The following is an 18,450-nucleotide window of genomic DNA, read 5'->3' as shown; positions in this document are numbered from 1 at the left end:
GAGTTCCCACTCGCCTTTCGAGCAAATATTCACGGCCAGTTCACAAAGTGCAGTCAGCTACGAACGAACCCGAGCGAGCGCTTCGGAAACACCGCCTAAATTAGCCATGATGCGTGAGCTCCCCTTTCGGAGCTCACGGTAAATGCCAACCCGCTGCGGATTCTGCGCGCGGCAGCACCCGAATTATCAGGGATACGTGTAGGGTGGAGATGCACAACCGTCGGACTGTGTAGCATTAGGCTTTATCAAGACGCTTCATCTCGTCCACAGTCGCCGGTTGATTCCTCCTCCTGATTGAGCTTTTGCTTAAGAGGTGCCTTTTGTCACCCCAGCAAGCAGGACGCGTGAGTCGCGAGTTCGCCCCAACTGGCCGGATTTCGCTAGACACTGGAGCGGCCAACCGCTCCTGACGCACCTGACACCGACCGTGAGAAGTCGTGTGTGCCGAACGCCGTTTCCGGCAGCCCGGAAACCGACGGTACTACATGAAAAGAATGCTGATTAACGCAACTCAACCCGAAGAGTTGCGTGTTGCACTGGTAGATGGCCAACGCCTCTACGACCTGGACATCGAATCCGGTGCACGCGAGCAGAAGAAGGCCAACATCTATAAAGGCCGTATCACTCGCATCGAACCAAGCCTCGAGGCTGCCTTTGTCGATTTCGGCTCTGAGCGCCACGGCTTCCTGCCCCTCAAAGAAATCTCCCGCGAATACTTCAAGAAAGCCCCCGAAGGCCGCGTCAATATCAAGGACGTCCTGAGCGAAGGCCAGGAAGTCATCGTTCAGGTCGAAAAAGAAGAACGTGGCAACAAGGGCGCAGCCCTGACCACCTTCATCAGCCTGGCCGGTCGTTACCTGGTGCTGATGCCGAACAACCCGCGTGCCGGCGGCATCTCCCGTCGCATCGAAGGCGAAGAGCGCAATGAACTGCGCGAAGCCCTGAACGGCCTGGTAGCCCCTGCCGACATGGGTCTGATCGTGCGCACTGCCGGCCTGGGCCGCAGCAGCGAAGAAATGCAGTGGGACCTCGACTACCTGCTGCAACTCTGGACCGCCATCAAAGAAGCCTCGCTGGACCGCGCAGCGCCTTTCCTGATCTACCAGGAAAGCAACGTGATCATCCGCGCCATCCGCGACTACCTGCGCCAGGACATCGGCGAAGTGCTGATCGACAGCGTTGAAGCCCAGGACGAAGCCCTGACCTTCATCCGCCAGGTGATGCCGCAGTACGCCAGCAAGATCAAGCTGTACGAAGACAGCGTCCCGCTGTTCAACCGTTTCCAGATCGAAAGCCAGATCGAAACCGCCTTCCAGCGCGTCGTCGAACTGCCTTCCGGTGGCTCCATCGTCATCGATCCGACCGAAGCCCTGGTGTCCATCGACATCAACTCGGCCCGTGCCACCAAAGGCAGCGACATCGAGGAAACCGCCCTGCAGACCAACCTGGAAGCAGCGGAAGAAATCGCTCGCCAGCTGCGCCTGCGTGACATCGGCGGCCTGATCGTCATCGACTTCATCGACATGACCCCGGCCAAGAACCAGCGCGCCGTGGAAGAGAAAGTCCGCGAATGCCTGGAAGCCGACCGCGCTCGCGTCCAGGTCGGTCGCATCTCGCGCTTCGGCCTGCTGGAGATGTCCCGTCAGCGCCTGCGCCCATCCCTCGGCGAAAGCAGCGGCATCGTCTGCCCACGCTGCAACGGCACCGGCATCATCCGCGACGTCGAATCGCTGTCGTTGGCGATCCTGCGCCTGATCGAAGAAGAAGCCCTGAAAGACCGCACCGCCGAAGTTCGCGCCCAAGTGCCGATTCCGGTCGCGGCCTTCCTGCTCAACGAAAAACGCAATTCGATCACCAAGATCGAACTGCGCACCCGTGCTCGTATCGTCATTCTGCCGAACGACCATCTCGAAACGCCGCACTTCGAAGTCCAGCGTCTGCGCGATGACAGCCCGGAAGCCAGCATCAACCAGTCCAGCTACGAAATCGCCGCTGCCGCTGCCGAAGCCGAAGAAGTCCAGCCAGCCGCCGCGACCCGCACCCTGGTTCGCCAGGAAGCCGCCGTCAAGACTGCTCCAGCCCGCGCCAACGCACCGGTTCCAACCGAAGTTGCCGCAGCTCCTGTTGCCGCCCCGGCCGCCGTTGCCGAGCCAAGCCTGTTCAAGGGCCTGGTGAAGTCCCTGGTCAGCCTGTTCGCCACCAAGGAAGAGCCAGCCGCTCCGGTCGTGGTTGAAAAACCGGCCACCGAGCGTCCTGCGCGCAATGAAGAACGCCGCAACGGTCGCCAGCAGAGCCGCAACCGTAACGGTCGCCGCGACGAAGAACGCAAGCCACGCGAAGAACGCGCCCCTCGTGAAGAGCGCGCACCGCGTGAAGCCCGCGAAGAGCGTCAGCCACGTGAAGTCCGCGAGGCTCGCGAGGAAGTCCAGGCCACCGCTCGCGAAGAGCGCGCGCCACGTCCGCCACGGGAAGAGCGTCAACCACGCCCACCACGCGAAGACCGCAAGCCACGTGGCGAGCGTGAAGAGCGTGTGCGCGAACTGCGCGAACCGCTGGACGCTGCTCCTGCCGCTACCGCTGAAGAGCGTCCGGCTCGCCAGCCACGCGAAGAGCGTCAACCGCGTCCACCGCGTGAAGAGCGTCAACCACGCGCCGAACAGGCCGCTGCCGTCGCTGAAGAAGAGCTGCTGCCGAACGAAGAGCAACTGCAGGAAGACGGCCAGGAGAACGCCGAAGGCGATCGTCCACGCCGCCGCTCCCGTGGCCAGCGTCGTCGCAGCAACCGTCGTGAGCGCCAGCGTGACGCCAACGGCAATGTGATCGAAGGTTCGGAAGAGAACAGCGAAGAGCCAAGCAGCGCCGATCTGGCCGCAGGCCTGGCGGTAACCGCCGCCGTTGCCAGCACCGTGATCAGCGCCCCGGCCGAAGCCCAGGCTCACGAGCAGGCCGAACGTGCCACCGCTGCCGTCCAGGAAGCCGCACCGACCGTCGAAGCACCGGTCGTCGAGGCCACCACTGCGGTAGAGATTCCAGCAGCACCGGCTGTTGAAGTCGCCCAGGCCCGTGAAGAACAGCGTGAAGAACAGACCGCGCAACCTGCTGTTGTTGCAGAACAACCCGCAGTGGTTGCCGAGCCAGTGATCGAAGCGCCAGTCGCAGAAGCACCAGCGGCAGAGCCAGCCCAGGAAGCGCCTCGTGCCTTCGAGCGTGCCGCCGAGGCGATCGTTGCCGAAGCGCCTGCGCCAGTCGCAGAAATCGTGGCTGCTGAGCCTGTAGTTGCCGAGCCTGTGGTTACCGCACCGGCAGCACCAGTTGAAGCACCTGCCGCCGAAGTGGCTGCGCCGGTTGTCGAGGCCGCACCGGTCAGCGCCCTGACCAGCACCGGTCGCGCACCAAACGACCCACGTGAAGTGCGTCGTCGCAAGCGCGAAGCCGAGCGTCTGCTGAAGGAAGCCGAACTGGCTGCCGCTGCCGCCGCTGAAGCTCCGGTAGAAGCCGTAGTGGCTGCCGAGCCTGCGCCGGTGGTTGCCGAGGTGGTCGAGGCTGCTCCTGCTGCCGAACCGGCCATCGAGCAACCTGCCCCTGCTGCCGACGAAGCCCCACGCTCCGTCGAAGAAGTGGTAGAGCACAAGCCAAAGGCCCTGGAAGAAGAGCACGAGCCTAAACCTCTCGTCTGATTCCTAGCCCGATAAAAAGCCCCGCCTGGTCACCCAGGCGGGGCTTTTTTATGCCTGCGATTCTTTGATCATCACGCCCGCCGCGAGAGCGAACACAACGATCTCAACCGGTAAAAACCAACGCCTGCGGCACATCCACGTCCCACAACACGCCTGCATCCGCCAGTTCTACCTCGACAACCTGCCCCGCGGCAAACAATGGCCTGGCACCTCGATCCCCGGACAGGCCCTGCAACGCCTGCCCAAAGGCCGCGCCAAAAGCCACCGGATGACCATAGGCACCGTCATGCACAGGTACCCTGATCATCCGCTCGCCCAGCCCCCGCGCCACACTTTCGATACTCGACGGCAGGATAAAGGGCATGTCCCCCAGCAGCACCAGCCAGCCACTGGCATCGGTACAGGCTCCGACGGCAGCCGCGAGGCTGTCGCCCATGCCCGGCGAATCCAGAAGCACCACCTGGCAGCCATAGGCTTCAGCCAGGGCAATCACTTCGCGGCGCTCCGGTGTTGTCACCAACACCCTACGAGCCAACAGCGCGGGCAAGCTCTTCAAGACTTGCTCGATTACCGGCCTGACCACCCTGTCCCGCCCCTGGCATGGAGCCAGCAACTTGTCCTGCTCGACCCCTGCCGCCTGCCGATAACGGCTGCCCTGCCCCGCGGCCAGGACCACCGCGCACAGCGACTGACTCAAGCGCTCACCTGCGCAGTGACTTGAGACGGCTTTTTCTGCAGCAGGTCGATGCCGTTCTTGATGGCGACGATCTCCGACATCACCGACAAGGCAATCTCCGCCGGCGTATGGCTGCCGATATGCAGGCCGATAGGCCCGTGCAAGCGTTCGATGGCCTGCGGCTCCAGCCCCAGCTGGGCTAGGTTCTCCCGACGCTTCTGACTGTTGACCCGAGAACCCAGCGCCCCGACGTAAAACGCCCGGGAATTGAGCGCGGTCAGCAGCGCCATGTCATCCAGCCTCGGGTCATGGGTCAACGCGACAATGGCGGTACGCTCGTCGGTCTCGATGCTCAGCACCGCATCGTCCGGCATCCCCGGCACAAAACGCCCATGCTGCTCTTCCCAGCCGTAGACGAACTCCTTGCGCGGATCGCAGATCAGCACTTCGAAGTCCAGCAGCCGCGCCATTTCCGCCACATACCGCGACAACTGCCCGGCGCCGATCAGCAACAGCCGCCAGCGCGGGCCATAGATCGCCCGCAGGGTCGTGTCATCGAAGCTCAGCACGTCGGTCTTGCTGGCCGGCTTCAGCAGCACTTCGCCGCTGCTCAGGTTCAACTCCCGGGCAACAATCTCATGCGCCTCGCAACGCGCCAGCAGTTCGGCGACCCAGGCCGGATCGCCAACCCGCTCCTCGGTCAGGCGCAGGGTGCCGCCGCAAGGCAGGCCAAAACGCGCAGCCTCCTCGCGGGTCACGCCATAGGTCACCAGCTGGACCGGCGGCCCGTCCTGAGGCAGGCGGCCATCGTGCAAACGGGCGATCAGGTCGTCCTCGATACAACCACCCGAGACCGAGCCGATCACCATGCCGTCTTCGCGCAAGGCCAGCATGGCGCCCGGTGGCCGCGGCGCGCTGCCCCAGGTCTGGACCACGCTGTACAAGGTCACGCGCTGCCCCGCGCGGCGCCATTCCAGCACGCTGCGCAGGACATTCAGATCAACGCTGTCCATCAGGCCTTACCCGCTTGTTGCCAGCCTTGCAGCTGGTAACGCACGGGTAGGTTGCGGATGCGCTTGCCGGTGGCGGCAAAGATCGCATTGCACAGGGCCGGCGCGATCGGCGGCACGCCCGGCTCACCGACACCGCCCAACGGCACATCGCCCGGCGGCGTCACCAGGTGCACGGCAACCTCCTTCGGCGCCAGGGACATGCGCGCCACTTCATACATATGGAAGTTGTCCTGCTGGACCTTGCCGTCCTTGAAGCTGATCTCGCCCACCACCGCATTGCCCAGGCCCATCACACAGGCGCCCTCGAATTGCGAGCGGATACGCTCGGGGTTGATCTGCGGACCGCAGTCCACGGCGATATCGGCCTTGTGCACGATCAGGGTGCCATCATCCTTGACCTCGACCTCGATCACCGCCGCCACATAGGTGACGAAGCTGTAGTGCACCGCCAGCCCCAGGCCACGGCCCTTGGGCAGGCTGCGTCCCCAGCCCGCCGCCTTGGCCGCGGTCTCCAGCACGCCGCGCATGCGGGCGGTGTCGATCGGGTAACGCTCCGGCGACTCACCGTAGTTCCATTCTTCGCTCAAGGTCCGTGGATCGATCCGGCGATCCGGCCCCAGCAGCTTGAGCTGGTACTTCAACGGGTCCTGACCGGCCTTGTGGGCCAGTTCGTCGACAAAGCTCTGGATGGCGAAACCGTGGGGGATGTTCGACACCGAGCGATACCAGCCAACCCGGGTATGCGCGGCGGCCTCGGGGTTTTCCAGGCGCACGTTGGGAATCGCATAGGCCAGGTTGGTAAAGCCCATGCCCAGCTCGAAGGCGGCCTCATGGTTCATGCCCGGGGCGAACAGCGCAGTGATGCTCGGCGCCACGGTGCGGTGCAGCCAGCCGGACGGCATGCCGTCCTTGTTCAGGCTGGCCTTGAGGTATTCCGCCGACACGGTGTGGAAGTAAGAGCTGTGAATGTCGTCTTCGCGGGTCCATTGCACCCGCACCGCCTTGCCCGGCACTTCCTTGGCGAGGATCGCCGCCTCGAGGATGAAATCGGGCTTGGATTTCCGCCCGAAGCCACCGCCGAGCAGGGTGATGTTGACCGTCACCTTGTCGAAGGGAATACCCAGGCGCTCGGCGATACGTTCGCGGGTCACCTGTGGCGCCTGGCTCGGGGCCCAGGCTTCGCACTGGCCGTCCTTGAAGCGCGCCACGGCGACCATTGGCTCCATCGGCGCCTGCGCCAGGTGTGGCAGGTAGTAGGAGGCTTCCAGGCTGCTGTCGGCGCTGCTCATGGCTTCGTCGATATTGCCGGTGCTGCGTACTACCTTGCCCGGCTTGAGCGCCGCGGCTTCCAGCTCCTTGCGGTAGGCAATCGAGTCGTAGCCGGCGTTGACGCCATCGTCCCATTCGATCTTCAGCGCCTCGCGGCCCTTGATCGCCGCCCAGGTGTTGCTGGCGATCACCGCCACACCTCCCAGCGGCTGGAACTCGGACGGCAGCGGACGGCTGTCGATCTGCAGCACCTTGATCACCCCCGGGACCTTCAGCGCCGCGCTGCCATCGAAGGATTTGACCTTGCCGCCATAGACCCGTGGGCGCGCAACCGTGGCGAAGAGCATGCCGTCGAAATGCACATCGGCGCCGTAGACCGCCTGGCCGTTGACGATGTCCGCACCGTCGATGGCGCGGGTGCCCTCCTTGCCGATGTAACGGAATTCGCCCGGCTGCTTCAAGCGCAGACTGTCACGGGCCGGCACCGCCAGGGCGCTCGCCGCGGCGGCCAGGGCGCCGTAGCCCAGTTCACGGCCGCTCGGCTGGTGGATCACTTTATGCAACTGCGCCCGGCACTCGGCCAGCGGGACTTTCCACTGCTCGGCCGCCGCTTGTTCAAGCATGGTCCGGGCGGCCGCGCCGCAGCGCCGCATCGGCTCGTACCAATGGCGCATGCTGCGCGAACCGTCGGTGTCCTGGTTACCGAACAGCGCCTCGTCGCCCGGTGCCTGCTTGACCTTCACCAGCGCCCAGTCGGCCTCCAGTTCGTCGGCGACCACCATGCTCAGGCTGGTACGCACGCCCTGGCCCATTTCCGAACGGTTGCAGAGCACGGTCACGCTGCCATCGGCGGCGATGCTCACGTACACCTTGGGGTCATCGACCCAGCCATGGGGCATACCATCGGCACCGAATTTCTTCTCTTCGGCAAAGGCATCCTGCCAACCCCAACTGGCCGCCAGCACCAGCGCACCGGTGGCGCCGGCGCCCTTGAGAAAACCGCGGCGGCTGAGGTTGCTCAAGGCAAAATCATTCGGCAGCTGGCTCATGCCTTGGCCTCCTTCAGGTGGGTGGACGCCTGGCGGATCGCGGTCTTGATCCGGTTGTAAGTGCCGCAACGGCAGATGTTGCCGACCATGGCGGCTTCGATCTGTTCGTCGCTGGGGTTGGGGTTGACCTTGAGCAAGGCGGTGGCCGACATGATCTGCCCGCCCTGGCAGTAGCCGCACTGGGCCACCGCGCTGTCCAGCCAGGCCTGCTGCACGACTTTGCCGACCGGGTCGCTGTGCAGGTTGTCGATGGTGCTGACGTTCTGCCCGACCACCGAGCCGATCGGCGTGATGCAACTGCGCGCCGGGGAGCCGTCGATATGGATGGTGCACGCACCGCACAGGCCCATGCCGCAACCGAACTTGGTGCCGTTGTAGCCCGCCACGTCGCGGATGGCCCAGAGTAGCGGCATGTCCTCGGTGACATCCAGTTGGTGATCTTGACCGTTGAGTTTCAGAGTAATCATGGGCACGCCCGCATATTTTCCGTTTATGGGGTCGAGCAATCTGCCGTTGAGTACAACGACTTGCAGGAGCAGATCGACTCAGGCTAATGGGCTCTCTTATGAAGACGGGACGTCTTCACCGGGCCTTTGGAGGTACAAATAGTTGCATTGTTAGCAGGCTAAGTTAAGCCGCGATTAACAAAAAAGCCTTGCAGGGTGTGAACCCGTGCAAGGCTTTGCTAGTGCGCTCTGAGCTTAGCTCAACGGGCTCAATAGAGATTGGGCTCCATCTCCAGCTGAACATGGAAGCGCTCCGCGATATCCTGCTGGATCCTTCGCGCCAGGCTCAACAACTGCAAGCCCGTGGCACCGCCATAGTTGACCAGCACCAGCGACTGCAAGCGATGCACCCCGGCATCGCCATCGCGAAACCCTTTCCAGCCCGCCTGCTCGATCAACCAGCCAGCTGCCAGTTTCACCTGTCCATCCGCCTGTGGATAACCCACCAGCCCCACATGCCGCTGCCTGATCTCGGCCGCCAGCGCCGCGGGCACCACCGGGTTCTTGAAGAAGCTGCCGGCATTGCCCAGCACGGTCGGGTCCGGCAGCTTTTCGCTGCGGATGCTGCAAATGGCGCGACTGACATCGCTGGCCGTCGGCTGCTCGATGCCCTGCTCGCTCAAACGCTGGCGCACCGGGCCGTACTCCAGATGCAGATGCTCGCTGCGGGCCAGGGCAAACCGCACCCGCAGAATCAGCCAGCGGCCGGCCTCTTGCTTGAACAGGCTGTCGCGGTAGGCGAACTGGCATTGTTCCAGGCTGAAATCGCGCAGCTCGCCGCTCTGCCGATCCAGCGCGGTCAGGCCGGCGAACACATCCTTGATCTCGACCCCATAGGCGCCGATGTTCTGCATCGGTGCCGCGCCCACGGTCCCCGGGATCAGGCTGAGGTTTTCCAGGCCGGACAAGCCCTGCTCAAGGGTCCATTGCACGAACGGATGCCAGGTCTCGCCGGCCTCGGCCTCGACCACCACTTGCTGGCCATCGTCGCTCAGCAGGCGAATGCCCCGGGTACTCATGCGCAAGACCAGCGCCGGAATATCAGCGGTCAACAGCAGGTTGCTGCCGCCGCCGATCACCAGCAGCGGCAGTCGGTGCTGCGCCGAATAGGCCAGCGCCTCACGCACGTCGGCGTCGCTGTAGGCCTCGGCGAACAGCTGCGCGCGCACATCGACACCGAAAGTATTGAAGGGCTTGAGGGAAACCTGGGACTGCAGATGCAAGCTCATAGGCGCCCCTTCAGCTCGATGACCAGCCGGTCGCTGGCGTACTCGATCAAGTCCAGCACCTGCTCGAAACCTTGCTCACCGTCGTAGTAAGGATCCGGCACCTCGTCCACCGCCGCTTCGTAGCGGCGCAGGAACAGGTCCAGCTCGGCCTTGCCCTGGGCCGGCTGCAGCGCCTTGAGGTTGCGCAGGTTGCTCTCGTCCATGGCCAGGATCAGGTCGTAGCGGGCAAAGTCCGCACTGCTGACCTGCTGGGCGCGCTGGGCCGACAGGTCGTAACCGCGCAACAGCGCTGCGCGCTGGCTGCGCTTGTCCGGCGCCTTGCCGATGTGCCATTCGCCGGTCCCGGCGGACGCGACTTCGACCCGATCGGCCAGCCCCGCTTCGCGCAACTTGTGGCGCAATACGCCTTCCGCCGTCGGCGAACGGCAGATATTGCCCAGGCAGACAAACAGAACCCGCATCAGGCCTCCAGCAGGCGACGAACGCGCTCAAGGTCTTCGGCGGTATCGACGCCACCGGGCGGTGCTTGCAGGGCATCGGCGACATGGATGCGCACGCCGTGCCACAAGGCCCGCAACTGCTCCAGCGACTCGGTGTTTTCCAGCCAGCACGGGCCCCAGCTGACGAAGTCATGCAGGAAGCCGGCGCGGTAGGCATAGATGCCGATATGGCGGCGATAAGGCACGCCTTCCGGCAGCAGGTCGCGGTTTTTCGCAAAGGCGTCGCGCGCCCAGGGCAACGTGGCGCGGCTGAAGGTCAGGGCCAGGCCGTTGATGTCACTGACCACCTTGACCACGTTCGGGTTGAACAGGGTTTCGACATCTTCGATCGGCTCGGCCAGGGTGGCCATGCTTGCTTCGGTGTGGGCGGCCAGGTTGGCGGCCACCTGATCGATCACCGCCGGCGGGATCAACGGCTCGTCGCCCTGGACATTGACCACGATGGCGTCTGCCGCCAGGCCCAGCTGGCTGGCGACTTCCGCCAGGCGATCGGTCCCGGAATTGTGGTCTTCGCGGGTCAGCACCGCTTCGGCACCGAAACCCTGGCAGGCCTCGACGATACGCACATCGTCGGTCGCCACCACCACGCGCTGGGCGGCGCTCTTGCAGGCCTGTTCCCAGACGTGCTGGATCATCGGCTTGCCGGCGATCAACTGCAGCGGTTTACCCGGCAGGCGGGTGGAGGCGAATCGGGCTGGAATGACAACGGTAAAGGCTGTGGTCATTTATCCAGGCGCTCGTCGGTGCTGAGGGTGCGGGCTTCGCTTTCCAGCATGACCGGGATGCCATCGCGAATCGGATAGGCCAGGCCGGCGCCCTTGCTGATCAGCTCGGTCTTGTCGGCGCTGAGCTTCAGCGGTCCCTTGCAGATCGGGCAAGCGAGGATATCGAGCAATTTGGTGTCCATGAGAATTCCCTGGATAGAAGCGTTTAAGGCAAAAGACGAGCGGGCAACAGGCGCATCAGCTGTGTATCGAACCAGGCCACGAAGGCCGGGGATGGCACAGCATCCACCGCCAGATACCACCAGTCGGAAGCCGCGAAGGTGCGGCACTTCACCGCATCCTTTTCGGTCATGACCAGCGGCAGCGACGGGGTGAAACTCAGCGCCTGCGCGCTGTATTCGGCGTGGTCGGCAAAAGCATGCGGGACAGGCTGCCAGTGTAGCGTTTCAAGGGTAGTGAAGAAACGTTGCGGATTGCCGATACCGGCCACCGCATGTACCGCCTGCCCTGGCGCGAAATGCTCAAGCCCGCGGCGTTCGCCGCTTTGCAGATTGACCAGGGCGGTGGGCGCCAGGCGAAAGGCAAACCCATCCTCACGATCGTCGCTGGCGCCGTTGTAGAGCACTGCGTCGACGCTTTGCAGGCGCTCGACCGGCTCGCGCAGCGGCCCGGCCGGCAGGCAGCGCCGGTTGCCCAGGCCGCGCGCGGCATCGATCAGCACCAGTTCGAGGTCGCGGGCCATGCGGTAATGCTGCATGCCGTCGTCGGAGAGAATCAGGTCCAGCGGCTCGGCGGCCAGCAAGGCCCGCACGGCGCGGCTGCGGTCGGGGTCGATCATCAGCGGCACGCCGGTGCGCTGGACGATCAGCAAGGGTTCGTCGCCAGCGATATCGGCGCTCTGCTCGGCGGCGACCCGCCATGGCAACTGCGGCGGCTTGGCGCCGTAACCACGGCTGACCACGCCAACCCGCAGCCCGCTGCGCTGGCAATGCTCGATCATCCACAGGATCAGCGGCGTCTTGCCGGTACCGCCCACGGTGATATTACCCACCACCACCAGCGGCACCGGCGGCTGGTAGACATTGCCCTCGCCGGCCAGGAAGCGTTCACGCTTGCGCACCACCACCCGGCGATAGAGCCATTCCAGGGGCCGCAACAGGCTCAGCACGGGATGGCCGTTGTACCAGGCAGCAAGCAAACGATCGGACATGGCCATCAGGGTGCTGGCGCCGCCTCGACGGTGGTCATGCGCAGATGGCTGAAACCGAGCTTGCCGGCGGCGTCCATCGCGGTAATGACGGCCTGGTGCTGGGTCTTGCCATCGGCGCTGATGGACAGCGGCAGGTTGGTGTCACCCGCCGACTCCTTCTGCAAGGCTTCGATCAGGCTGGCCAGGTCGCTCTTGGGCAGCACCTGGTTGTTCACCGAAAACACCCCGTCGGCGCTGATGGCGATATCCAACTGCTTGGTCTGCTGGTCTTCGGCCGGCGAGCCGCTGACGGCCTCCGGCAACTCGACGCGCAACTGGGTTTCCCGGGTAAAGGTGGTGGTCACGACGAAAAACAGCAGCAGGATAAACACCACGTCGATCAACGACGCAAGGTTGATATCAATAGTTTCCCGTGGCTTGCGGCGGAATTTCACGCTTTGCCCTCGGCCAGATCGACGTCGCGGTCGCCCTGCACCACTTCGACCAGCTTGATGGCTTCCTGCTCCATGCCAACCACCAGCTCATCGACCCGGCGTTGCAGGAAACGGTGGAAGAACACCGCCGGGATACCGACCATCAGGCCGGACGCGGTGGTAATCAGCGCCTTGGAGATACCACCGGCCAGCACCGCGGCGTTGCTGGTCATGCCCGAGCCCATGAACGAGCTGAAAATATCGATCATGCCCAGCACCGTCCCCAGCAAGCCCAGCAGCGGCGCCATGGCGGCGATGGTGCCGAGGGCATTGAGGTAGCGCTCCAGTTCGTGAATGACCCGGGCGGCGGCTTCCTCGATGCACTCTTTCATGACCTCGCGACCATGCTTGGAGTTGGCCAGGCCGGCGGCCAGGATCTCGCCCAGGGGTGAATGGGCGCGCAGTTCCTTGAGTTTGTCCTTATTGAGTTGCTTGTCCTTGATCCAGCGCCACACCTGCCCCAGCAGATGCGGCGGAGTAACACGGCTGGCCCGCAGGGTCCACAGGCGCTCGGCAATGATGCCGACCGCGACAATGGAACTCAGAATGATCGGCAACATCATCCAGCCGCCGGATATGACCAATTCCCACACAGTGACAGTCCCCTCGAAAAAGTGCGCCACTCTAACATAGGGGCCGAATGCACCGAAGAACCTGATGTCGCATGCCTTCAGGCTTTAATAACTCTCGGTTATTTAAGGAGATAGTGGCCATTTGCGCCAAAAGCGCCGCTGCGCCCGCAGGCTCGTCGGTTCGGTGTAGGAACCCAACATCAGCCGTAGTGCTCCTTGCTCCGCGCTGTCGTAAATGGCAGTCCCTTGCTGGCGATAACGCTCGACGACCTGCGGGTGCGGATGCCCGAAGCCATTGCCGTGCCCTCGGGAAATCAGCACCGCCGAAGGCGCAAGGGCCTTGAGCAAGGCCGGGGACGACGAGCTGCGGCTGCCGTGGTGCGGCGCCTGCAACCAATGGGTCTCGACGGCCAGCGGGGTATCCAGCAACGCGCGTTCCGCCAGGGCATCGATATCCCCCGTCAGCAACAAACGCTCGCCCTTGGCCTCGACCTGCATCACGCAGGACTTCTGGTTGCCGTTCTGCGCATCCGTCCATTGCCACAAAGAAAACCGTACTCCGTCCCATTGCCATTGCTCGCCGCTGACGCAAGGCTCTGCCGGCAAATAGGCCGGCAAGCCCTCGGGATCGCCGCTGACCAGCCTGGCCACCGGCAAGCCGCGCTGGACGGCGTCGGCGCCACCAGCATGATCGGCATCGGCGTGACTGAGCAGCATCAGGTCGAGGCGCGCGATGCCCAGCTTGCGCAACGATGGCAGTACCACCCGGGCGCCCAGGTCGGAATCACCAAAACGCGGGCCGGCGTCATACAGCATCGCGTGCTCGCGAGTCCGTACCAGCACCGCCAGCCCCTGCCCGACATCCAGCTGCCAGACTTCCGCCTCGCCGTATGGCAGCGTGTTTTTCGGCGGGAACACCATCAACAGCAGCATCGGCCATCCCAAGGGACGCAGCGGCACACCCGCGGGCAACAACAGCAGAAAGGCCCCCAGCGCACTGATGCTCCAGGCCCAGAGCGGTATGGCCGGTGCTATCCACGCCGGCCATTGGGCAGCCAATAGCGCCAGACCGCGGAACAATAAATCCAGCAAACCACCGGCCAGCCAGAGCAGGCCTTCGCCCAGGTAAGGCACCGCCAGCAACAAGGTCCCGAGCAACGCCGGCGGCAGCACCAACAGACTGATCCAGGGTTCCGCCAGCAGATTGGCCAGCGGCCCGCTGAGGCTGATGGGCAACCCCAGCGCCAGCAGCACCGGGCACAGGCCGATGGCGATCAACCATTGAATACGGGTCCAGGACTGCCACCAGCGCCAGCCCCCCAGACGCCCGCCAAAGATCAGGATCAGCACCGCCACCGCGGTAAAGGACAGCCAGAACCCTGGCTGCAGGCTGGCCAGGGGCTCGAACAACAGCACCGCATTCAACGCCAGCAGGAACGGCCACCAGGCCCCCAGGTGACGAAAGCGCAGGCGCCAGATCAGCACCAGGGCAACCATCACACAGGCGCGACGCACCGGCACGTCGAAGCCCGCCAGCAATCCGTACCCCAGGGCCGAAGCGAACGCCAGCCCACAGGCCCAGGGCAGCCAGGGCCAACGTCCGGGCCACAGGCCGTAGTGGGCCAGTCCCGCCACCAGGGCATACATTACGGCAGCCAGCAAACTGATGTGCTGCCCGGAAATCACCATCAGGTGCACGGTCCCGGTGTCTTGCAGGACACGCCAATCCTCCCGGCTCAGCCCCGAGCCGTCACCCAGCACCAGGGCCGCCAGGCCACCGGCGCGCCCATGGGCATCAACTTGCAGCAAGCGTTGGCGAATGCGCGCACGCCAGCTCTCCTGCGTGGCGGCCAGCAGTTGCCCATCCTTGACCGTGCCCGTGGCGCCAATGCGCTGGGCCAGCAGCCAGGCCTCGTGATCGAAGGCCTGCAGATTGACCAGCCCAGCGGGGCGCTTGAGTTTTACCGCCAGGCGCCAGCGTTCGCCGCTGTGCACCGGCGGCCCGCCATACCAGGCCAGGCGCAGGCGCTGGGGAATCCGTCCGCGCCGTGCCCGCCCGCCTTCCAGTTCGAAACGCAGCACGCCCTCGGCCTGCTGCGGCAGTCCCACTACCCGGCCCTCAAGCCAGCGGGTCTGTCCGTCGAGCGGTTCCGGCAAACGATCGTCCAGCGCCCATTGCGCACTCACGCAAGCCCACGCCAGGCCCAACAGGAAAAAAGCCAATGGATAGGTGCGAAACGGCAGCAGCATCAAGGCCACCACCGGCAGCACTGCCAGCCATCCGATCGCTGGCAGCGCCGGCAAAAAGCGCAGGCTCAAAAGCCCCGCCGCCAACGCCAGCATCCCTGTGCGCATAAGCCCGTCCTTGAGCAGTTTTTGAGTGTTCCCACTCTCTGGCTTAGCTCAGCGGACAGGGCGCCAGCTTTATCATTTGTCACAAAGTCTGAATGGGCGCCTTCTAGAATCCGGGCATACTTGCCGCTTGAACTGACCGAGAAGCCTTATGCCCCGGCGCCTATTCAAACGTTACATGCCAGATCCAACCAGCATCAGGGAACACAAGTCCTTACGCTTTCTTGGCACGTTGCTGCATGACCCCAACCTCTGGCACCTCAACCGGCACTCCGTGGCACGCGCCATGGCGGTCGGCCTGTTCGCGGCCTTCATGCCGATCCCGGCGCAAATGTTGCTGGCCGCGGTGCTGGCCATTTCCGTGCGCGGCAACATGCCGATTGCCGTGAGCCTGGTCTGGCTGACCAACCCGATCACCATGCCGCCGGTGTTTTTCTGCACCTATCAGGTCGGTGCCTGGTTGATGAACGTGCCCGCCCGGACCCTGCCCGACGAGCTGACCTGGGAATGGATCAGCGGCGAACTCTCGACCCTCTGGCAACCCTTCCTGCTGGGCTCGGTGGTGGCCGGCCTGGTGCTGGGCGCCCTCGCCTATTGCCTGACCATGCTGTATTGGCGCTGGTGGGTCGGCCGGCAATGGCGCCGCCGCAGGCAGAGCCGGCTGTAGAAACGCAAACGGCCTCCCGAGGGAGGCCGTTGTTGTATCTGCGCAGGCTTACTGGCGCATGCCGCGACCACTGACCAGCAGGCGGGCACAACCGAAGTACAGGACCACGGTGGCGACCAGCATGAAGGTAATGGCCACGCTGATCTGGATGTCGGAAACCCCCAGGATGCCGAAACGGAAGGCGTTGACCATATGCAGCACGGGGTTGGCCAGCGACACCGTCTGCCAGAACGGTGGCAGCAGGGTGATGGAGTAGAACACTCCGCCCAGATAAGTCAGCGGGGTCAGCACGAAGGTCGGGATGATCGAGATATCGTCGAAGTTGCGTGCAAATACCGCGTTGATAAAGCCCAGCAGCGAAAAGATGGTCGCCGTCAGGACCACCACCAGCAAGGTGATGCCCAGGTGGTGCACTTGCAGATGGGTAAAGAACAGCGACAGCAGCGTCACGATCACGCCCACCGCCAGCCCCCGCAGCACACCGCCCAGGGTGTAGCCGATGAGGATGGTGTGCGGCGACACCGGCGACACCATCAATTCCTCGATGGAGCGCTGGAACTTGCTGCCGAAGAAACTCGAGACCACGTTGCCGTAGGAGTTGGTGATCACCGACATCATGATCAGGCCCGGCACGATGTACTCCATGTAGGTGAAACCGCCCATGTCGCCGATCTGCCGGCCGATCAGGTTGCCGAAGATCACAAAGTACAGAACCATGGTGATCGCCGGCGGCAGCAGGGTTTGCGGCCAGATCCGGGTAAAACGCCGGACTTCGCGATAGACGATGGTGTTCAGCGCGACAAGGTTGGGCCGTAGCTCGGAACTCATACCGCCACCTTCGACAAGTTTTTCTCCACCAGGGACACGAACAACTCCTCAAGGCGATTGGTTTTGTTACGCAGGCTCAGCACTTCGATGTTCTGCTGGGCCAACTGGCTGAACAGCGCGGTGATGCCCACGGCCTTGTCGACCTGGACTTCCAGGGTGTGACTGTCGACCAGCTTGCTCGGATAGCCGATCAGTTGCGGCGCCACCTTCATGTCGGTCTTCAGGTCGAGCAGGAAGGTTTCCACATGCAGCTGGCTGAGCAACTGGCGCATGCTGGTGTTCTCGACGATGGTGCCGTGGTCGATGATGCCGATGTTGCGGCACAGCTGCTCAGCCTCCTCCAGGTAATGGGTGGTGAGGATGATGGTGATGCCTTTCTGGTTCAGTTCGGTGAGGAAGGTCCACATCGAACGACGCAGCTCGATGTCCACGCCAGCGGTTGGTTCGTCGAGGATCAACAGGCGCGGCTCGTGCACCAGGGCGCGGGCGATCATCAGCCGGCGCTTCATGCCGCCGGACAGCGAGCGCGACGGCACATCACGCTTGTCCCACAGCCCGAGCTGGGTCAGGTACTGCTCGGCCCGCTCCTTGGCGACCTTGGTCGGGATGCCGTAGTAACCGGCCTGGGTCACGACGATGTCGAAGGTCTTCTCGAACTGGTTGAAGTTGAACTCCTGCGGCACCACGCCGATGCAACGCTTGAGCGCGGCGGGCTCGCGGTCCAGGTCATGGCCGAAGACGCTCACCGTGCCGCTGGTCTTGTTCACCAGGGTCGAGAGGATGCCGATGGTGGTGGATTTGCCGGCACCGTTGGGGCCGAGCAAGGCGAAGAAGTCACCTTCGGCGACATCCAGATCGATACCACTCAGGGCCTGGAAACCGTTGCCGTAGGTTTTGGTTAGCTGCCGGATGGACAGAGCGGAACTCATATCGGATTTACGCACCAAGAAGGGAGAACATTATAGGTAAGAGCGGATCGCCTGCATTGCAACGGCGCCGGATACACCCAATGGTGCTTGCCGACGCCGCACAAGTACAGTCACCTGTGTTGATAGTCAGTATTAAGTCAACGCGGTCATCACCGCCTTGCGATAGGCCGGACGCTGCTGCAAGCGTGCGTACCAGGCTTGCAGATTAGACAATGGCGGGCGCTCGATGGGCATTTCGAACCAGGCATAAATGAAACTGCCCAGGGGGATATCGCCCATGCCGATTTCGTCGCCGGACAGGTAGGGATGTTCGGCCAGGGCCTGGTCGACCACTGCCAGCAGTTCGCCGCAGTTGTGCAGCGCGGCATTGATCTTGTCCCAGTCCTGCTGCTGCGCCGGCGTGCGCAGCACACCCCAGAACAGGTGGCGGAAGGGTTCGGCAAAGGTCGAGGTGGTCCAGTCCATCCACTTCTCGGCCGAGGCCCGCGCCCGCACATCGTCCGGGTACCAGGCCGTACCGGCGGCATGGCGCGCGACGAGATAACGCACGATGGTGTTGGATTCCCACAGCACGAAGCCGTCGTCCTCGATCAGCGGAATCCGCCCATTGGGGTTCATCGCCCGATACGCCGGGGTGTCCACCACACCGAAGGCACCACCGGCATCCACCGCCTCGTAGGTCAGGCCGAGTTCTTCGGCGCACCACAATGCTTTCCTGACATTCGACGAGTTTTTCCGACCCCAGATCTTCAGCATGACCGCTCCTCAGTGATGA

17 protein-coding genes are annotated in these 18,450 nt (G+C 63.8%); 2 read left to right on the top strand and 15 right to left on the bottom strand.

Annotation, left to right across the window (positions count from 1 at the left end; all coding sequences use genetic code 11):
* Positions 1–485 precede the first annotated feature (485 nt).
* Positions 486–3,677, top strand: a complete 3,192-nt coding sequence (gene rne, locus DK261_RS16845) for a ribonuclease E (RefSeq protein ID WP_110176037.1) — start codon at positions 486–488, stop codon at positions 3,675–3,677.
* 103 nt (positions 3,678–3,780) lie between these two features.
* Here the strand turns inward: rne and DK261_RS16840 are convergent, their stop codons facing one another.
* The 12 genes from DK261_RS16840 to DK261_RS16785 form a co-directional block, all read right to left on the bottom strand.
* Positions 3,781–4,374 carry an NTP transferase domain-containing protein gene (locus tag DK261_RS16840; protein ID WP_110176036.1) on the bottom strand — a complete coding sequence of 198 codons (594 nt, stop codon included), beginning with the start codon at positions 4,372–4,374 and terminating at the stop codon, positions 3,781–3,783.
* The gene (locus DK261_RS16835; protein ID WP_038580895.1) at positions 4,371–5,366 is read right to left on the bottom strand and encodes an XdhC family protein; all 996 of its coding nucleotides are present in this window, start codon (positions 5,364–5,366) and stop codon (positions 4,371–4,373) included. The genes DK261_RS16840 and DK261_RS16835 overlap by 4 nt, the downstream gene beginning before the upstream one ends.
* A complete protein-coding gene (locus DK261_RS16830) occupies positions 5,366–7,684 on the bottom strand; it encodes a xanthine dehydrogenase family protein molybdopterin-binding subunit (protein ID WP_110176035.1) in 2,319 nt (772 codons plus the stop codon). Before DK261_RS16830 ends, DK261_RS16835 begins: the two co-directional genes overlap by 1 nt.
* Positions 7,681–8,151 carry a (2Fe-2S)-binding protein gene (locus DK261_RS16825; RefSeq protein WP_016702177.1) on the bottom strand — a complete coding sequence of 157 codons (471 nt, stop codon included), beginning with the start codon at positions 8,149–8,151 and terminating at the stop codon, positions 7,681–7,683. Before DK261_RS16825 ends, DK261_RS16830 begins: the two co-directional genes overlap by 4 nt.
* A gap of 248 nt (positions 8,152–8,399) precedes the next feature.
* Positions 8,400–9,419: a UDP-N-acetylmuramate dehydrogenase gene (gene murB, locus DK261_RS16820; RefSeq protein ID WP_110176034.1), complete on the bottom strand. Its 1,020-nt coding sequence runs from the start codon at positions 9,417–9,419 to the stop codon at positions 8,400–8,402.
* Positions 9,416–9,880, bottom strand: coding sequence for a low molecular weight protein-tyrosine-phosphatase (locus DK261_RS16815; protein WP_007931667.1), 465 nt, complete (start codon positions 9,878–9,880; stop codon positions 9,416–9,418). Before DK261_RS16815 ends, murB begins: the two co-directional genes overlap by 4 nt.
* Positions 9,880–10,644, bottom strand: a complete 765-nt coding sequence (gene kdsB / locus DK261_RS16810) for a 3-deoxy-manno-octulosonate cytidylyltransferase (protein WP_028683135.1) — start codon at positions 10,642–10,644, stop codon at positions 9,880–9,882. Before kdsB ends, DK261_RS16815 begins: the two co-directional genes overlap by 1 nt.
* Positions 10,641–10,826 carry a Trm112 family protein gene (locus tag DK261_RS16805; RefSeq protein ID WP_007931663.1) on the bottom strand — a complete coding sequence of 62 codons (186 nt, stop codon included), beginning with the start codon at positions 10,824–10,826 and terminating at the stop codon, positions 10,641–10,643. Before DK261_RS16805 ends, kdsB begins: the two co-directional genes overlap by 4 nt.
* 23 nt (positions 10,827–10,849) lie before the next feature.
* The gene (gene lpxK, locus DK261_RS16800; protein WP_028683134.1) at positions 10,850–11,860 is read right to left on the bottom strand and encodes a tetraacyldisaccharide 4'-kinase; all 1,011 of its coding nucleotides are present in this window, start codon (positions 11,858–11,860) and stop codon (positions 10,850–10,852) included.
* Positions 11,860–12,288: a biopolymer transporter ExbD gene (locus tag DK261_RS16795; protein ID WP_009047818.1), complete on the bottom strand. Its 429-nt coding sequence runs from the start codon at positions 12,286–12,288 to the stop codon at positions 11,860–11,862. Before DK261_RS16795 ends, lpxK begins: the two co-directional genes overlap by 1 nt.
* Positions 12,285–12,920 (bottom strand): MotA/TolQ/ExbB proton channel family protein, encoded by a 636-nt coding sequence (locus DK261_RS16790; protein ID WP_009047817.1) that lies wholly within the window; start codon positions 12,918–12,920, stop codon positions 12,285–12,287. The genes DK261_RS16795 and DK261_RS16790 overlap by 4 nt, the downstream gene beginning before the upstream one ends.
* A gap of 102 nt (positions 12,921–13,022) precedes the next feature.
* Positions 13,023–15,254 carry a DNA internalization-related competence protein ComEC/Rec2 gene (locus DK261_RS16785; RefSeq protein ID WP_110176033.1) on the bottom strand — a complete coding sequence of 744 codons (2,232 nt, stop codon included), beginning with the start codon at positions 15,252–15,254 and terminating at the stop codon, positions 13,023–13,025.
* Between the two features lie 148 nt (positions 15,255–15,402).
* Here DK261_RS16785 and DK261_RS16780 point away from each other — a divergent pair, with 148 nt between their 5' ends.
* Positions 15,403–15,918, top strand: a complete 516-nt coding sequence (locus tag DK261_RS16780) for a DUF2062 domain-containing protein (protein WP_009047815.1) — start codon at positions 15,403–15,405, stop codon at positions 15,916–15,918.
* 48 nt (positions 15,919–15,966) lie between these two features.
* Here the strand turns inward: DK261_RS16780 and DK261_RS16775 are convergent, their stop codons facing one another.
* From DK261_RS16775 to DK261_RS16765, 3 genes are all read right to left on the bottom strand, one after another.
* A complete protein-coding gene (locus DK261_RS16775; RefSeq protein ID WP_007931651.1) occupies positions 15,967–16,746 on the bottom strand; it encodes an ABC transporter permease in 780 nt (259 codons plus the stop codon).
* Entirely contained in the window at positions 16,743–17,675 is a 933-nt protein-coding gene (locus DK261_RS16770; RefSeq protein WP_009047814.1) for an ABC transporter ATP-binding protein, read from the bottom strand. The genes DK261_RS16775 and DK261_RS16770 overlap by 4 nt, the downstream gene beginning before the upstream one ends.
* Before the next feature lie 132 nt (positions 17,676–17,807).
* Complete coding sequence (locus DK261_RS16765) at positions 17,808–18,431, bottom strand: glutathione S-transferase family protein (RefSeq protein ID WP_053268525.1); 624 nt, start codon at positions 18,429–18,431, stop codon at positions 17,808–17,810.
* Positions 18,432–18,450: the final 19 nt, after the last annotated feature.

Source organism: Pseudomonas sp. RW409 (assembly GCF_003184125.1).
Taxonomy (GTDB): Bacteria; Pseudomonadota; Gammaproteobacteria; order Pseudomonadales; family Pseudomonadaceae; genus Aquipseudomonas; species Aquipseudomonas chlororaphis_I.
The sequence above is the reverse complement of the archived record's forward strand: the minus strand, read 5'-3'. Positions and strand labels throughout refer to the sequence as shown.

Bases quoted from the DNA above. Each gene is read 5' to 3' on its own strand.
- rne (WP_110176037.1), top strand. From the start codon at position 486: ATGAAAAGAATGCTGATTAACGCAACTCAACCCGAAGAGTTGCGTGTT.
- DK261_RS16835 (WP_038580895.1), bottom strand. From the start codon at position 5,366: ATGGACAGCGTTGATCTGAATGTCCTGCGCAGCGTGCTGGAATGGCGC.
- DK261_RS16830 (WP_110176035.1), bottom strand. From the start codon at position 7,684: ATGAGCCAGCTGCCGAATGATTTTGCCTTGAGCAACCTCAGCCGCCGC.
- DK261_RS16825 (WP_016702177.1), bottom strand. From the start codon at position 8,151: ATGATTACTCTGAAACTCAACGGTCAAGATCACCAACTGGATGTCACC.
- murB (WP_110176034.1), bottom strand. From the start codon at position 9,419: ATGAGCTTGCATCTGCAGTCCCAGGTTTCCCTCAAGCCCTTCAATACT.
- DK261_RS16815 (WP_007931667.1), bottom strand. From the start codon at position 9,880: ATGCGGGTTCTGTTTGTCTGCCTGGGCAATATCTGCCGTTCGCCGACG.
- kdsB (WP_028683135.1), bottom strand. From the start codon at position 10,644: ATGACCACAGCCTTTACCGTTGTCATTCCAGCCCGATTCGCCTCCACC.
- DK261_RS16805 (WP_007931663.1), bottom strand. From the start codon at position 10,826: ATGGACACCAAATTGCTCGATATCCTCGCTTGCCCGATCTGCAAGGGA.
- lpxK (WP_028683134.1), bottom strand. From the start codon at position 11,860: ATGGCCATGTCCGATCGTTTGCTTGCTGCCTGGTACAACGGCCATCCC.
- DK261_RS16785 (WP_110176033.1), bottom strand. From the start codon at position 15,254: ATGCGCACAGGGATGCTGGCGTTGGCGGCGGGGCTTTTGAGCCTGCGC.
- DK261_RS16780 (WP_009047815.1), top strand. From the start codon at position 15,403: ATGCCCCGGCGCCTATTCAAACGTTACATGCCAGATCCAACCAGCATC.
- DK261_RS16775 (WP_007931651.1), bottom strand. From the start codon at position 16,746: ATGAGTTCCGAGCTACGGCCCAACCTTGTCGCGCTGAACACCATCGTC.
- DK261_RS16770 (WP_009047814.1), bottom strand. From the start codon at position 17,675: ATGAGTTCCGCTCTGTCCATCCGGCAGCTAACCAAAACCTACGGCAAC.
- DK261_RS16765 (WP_053268525.1), bottom strand. From the start codon at position 18,431: ATGCTGAAGATCTGGGGTCGGAAAAACTCGTCGAATGTCAGGAAAGCA.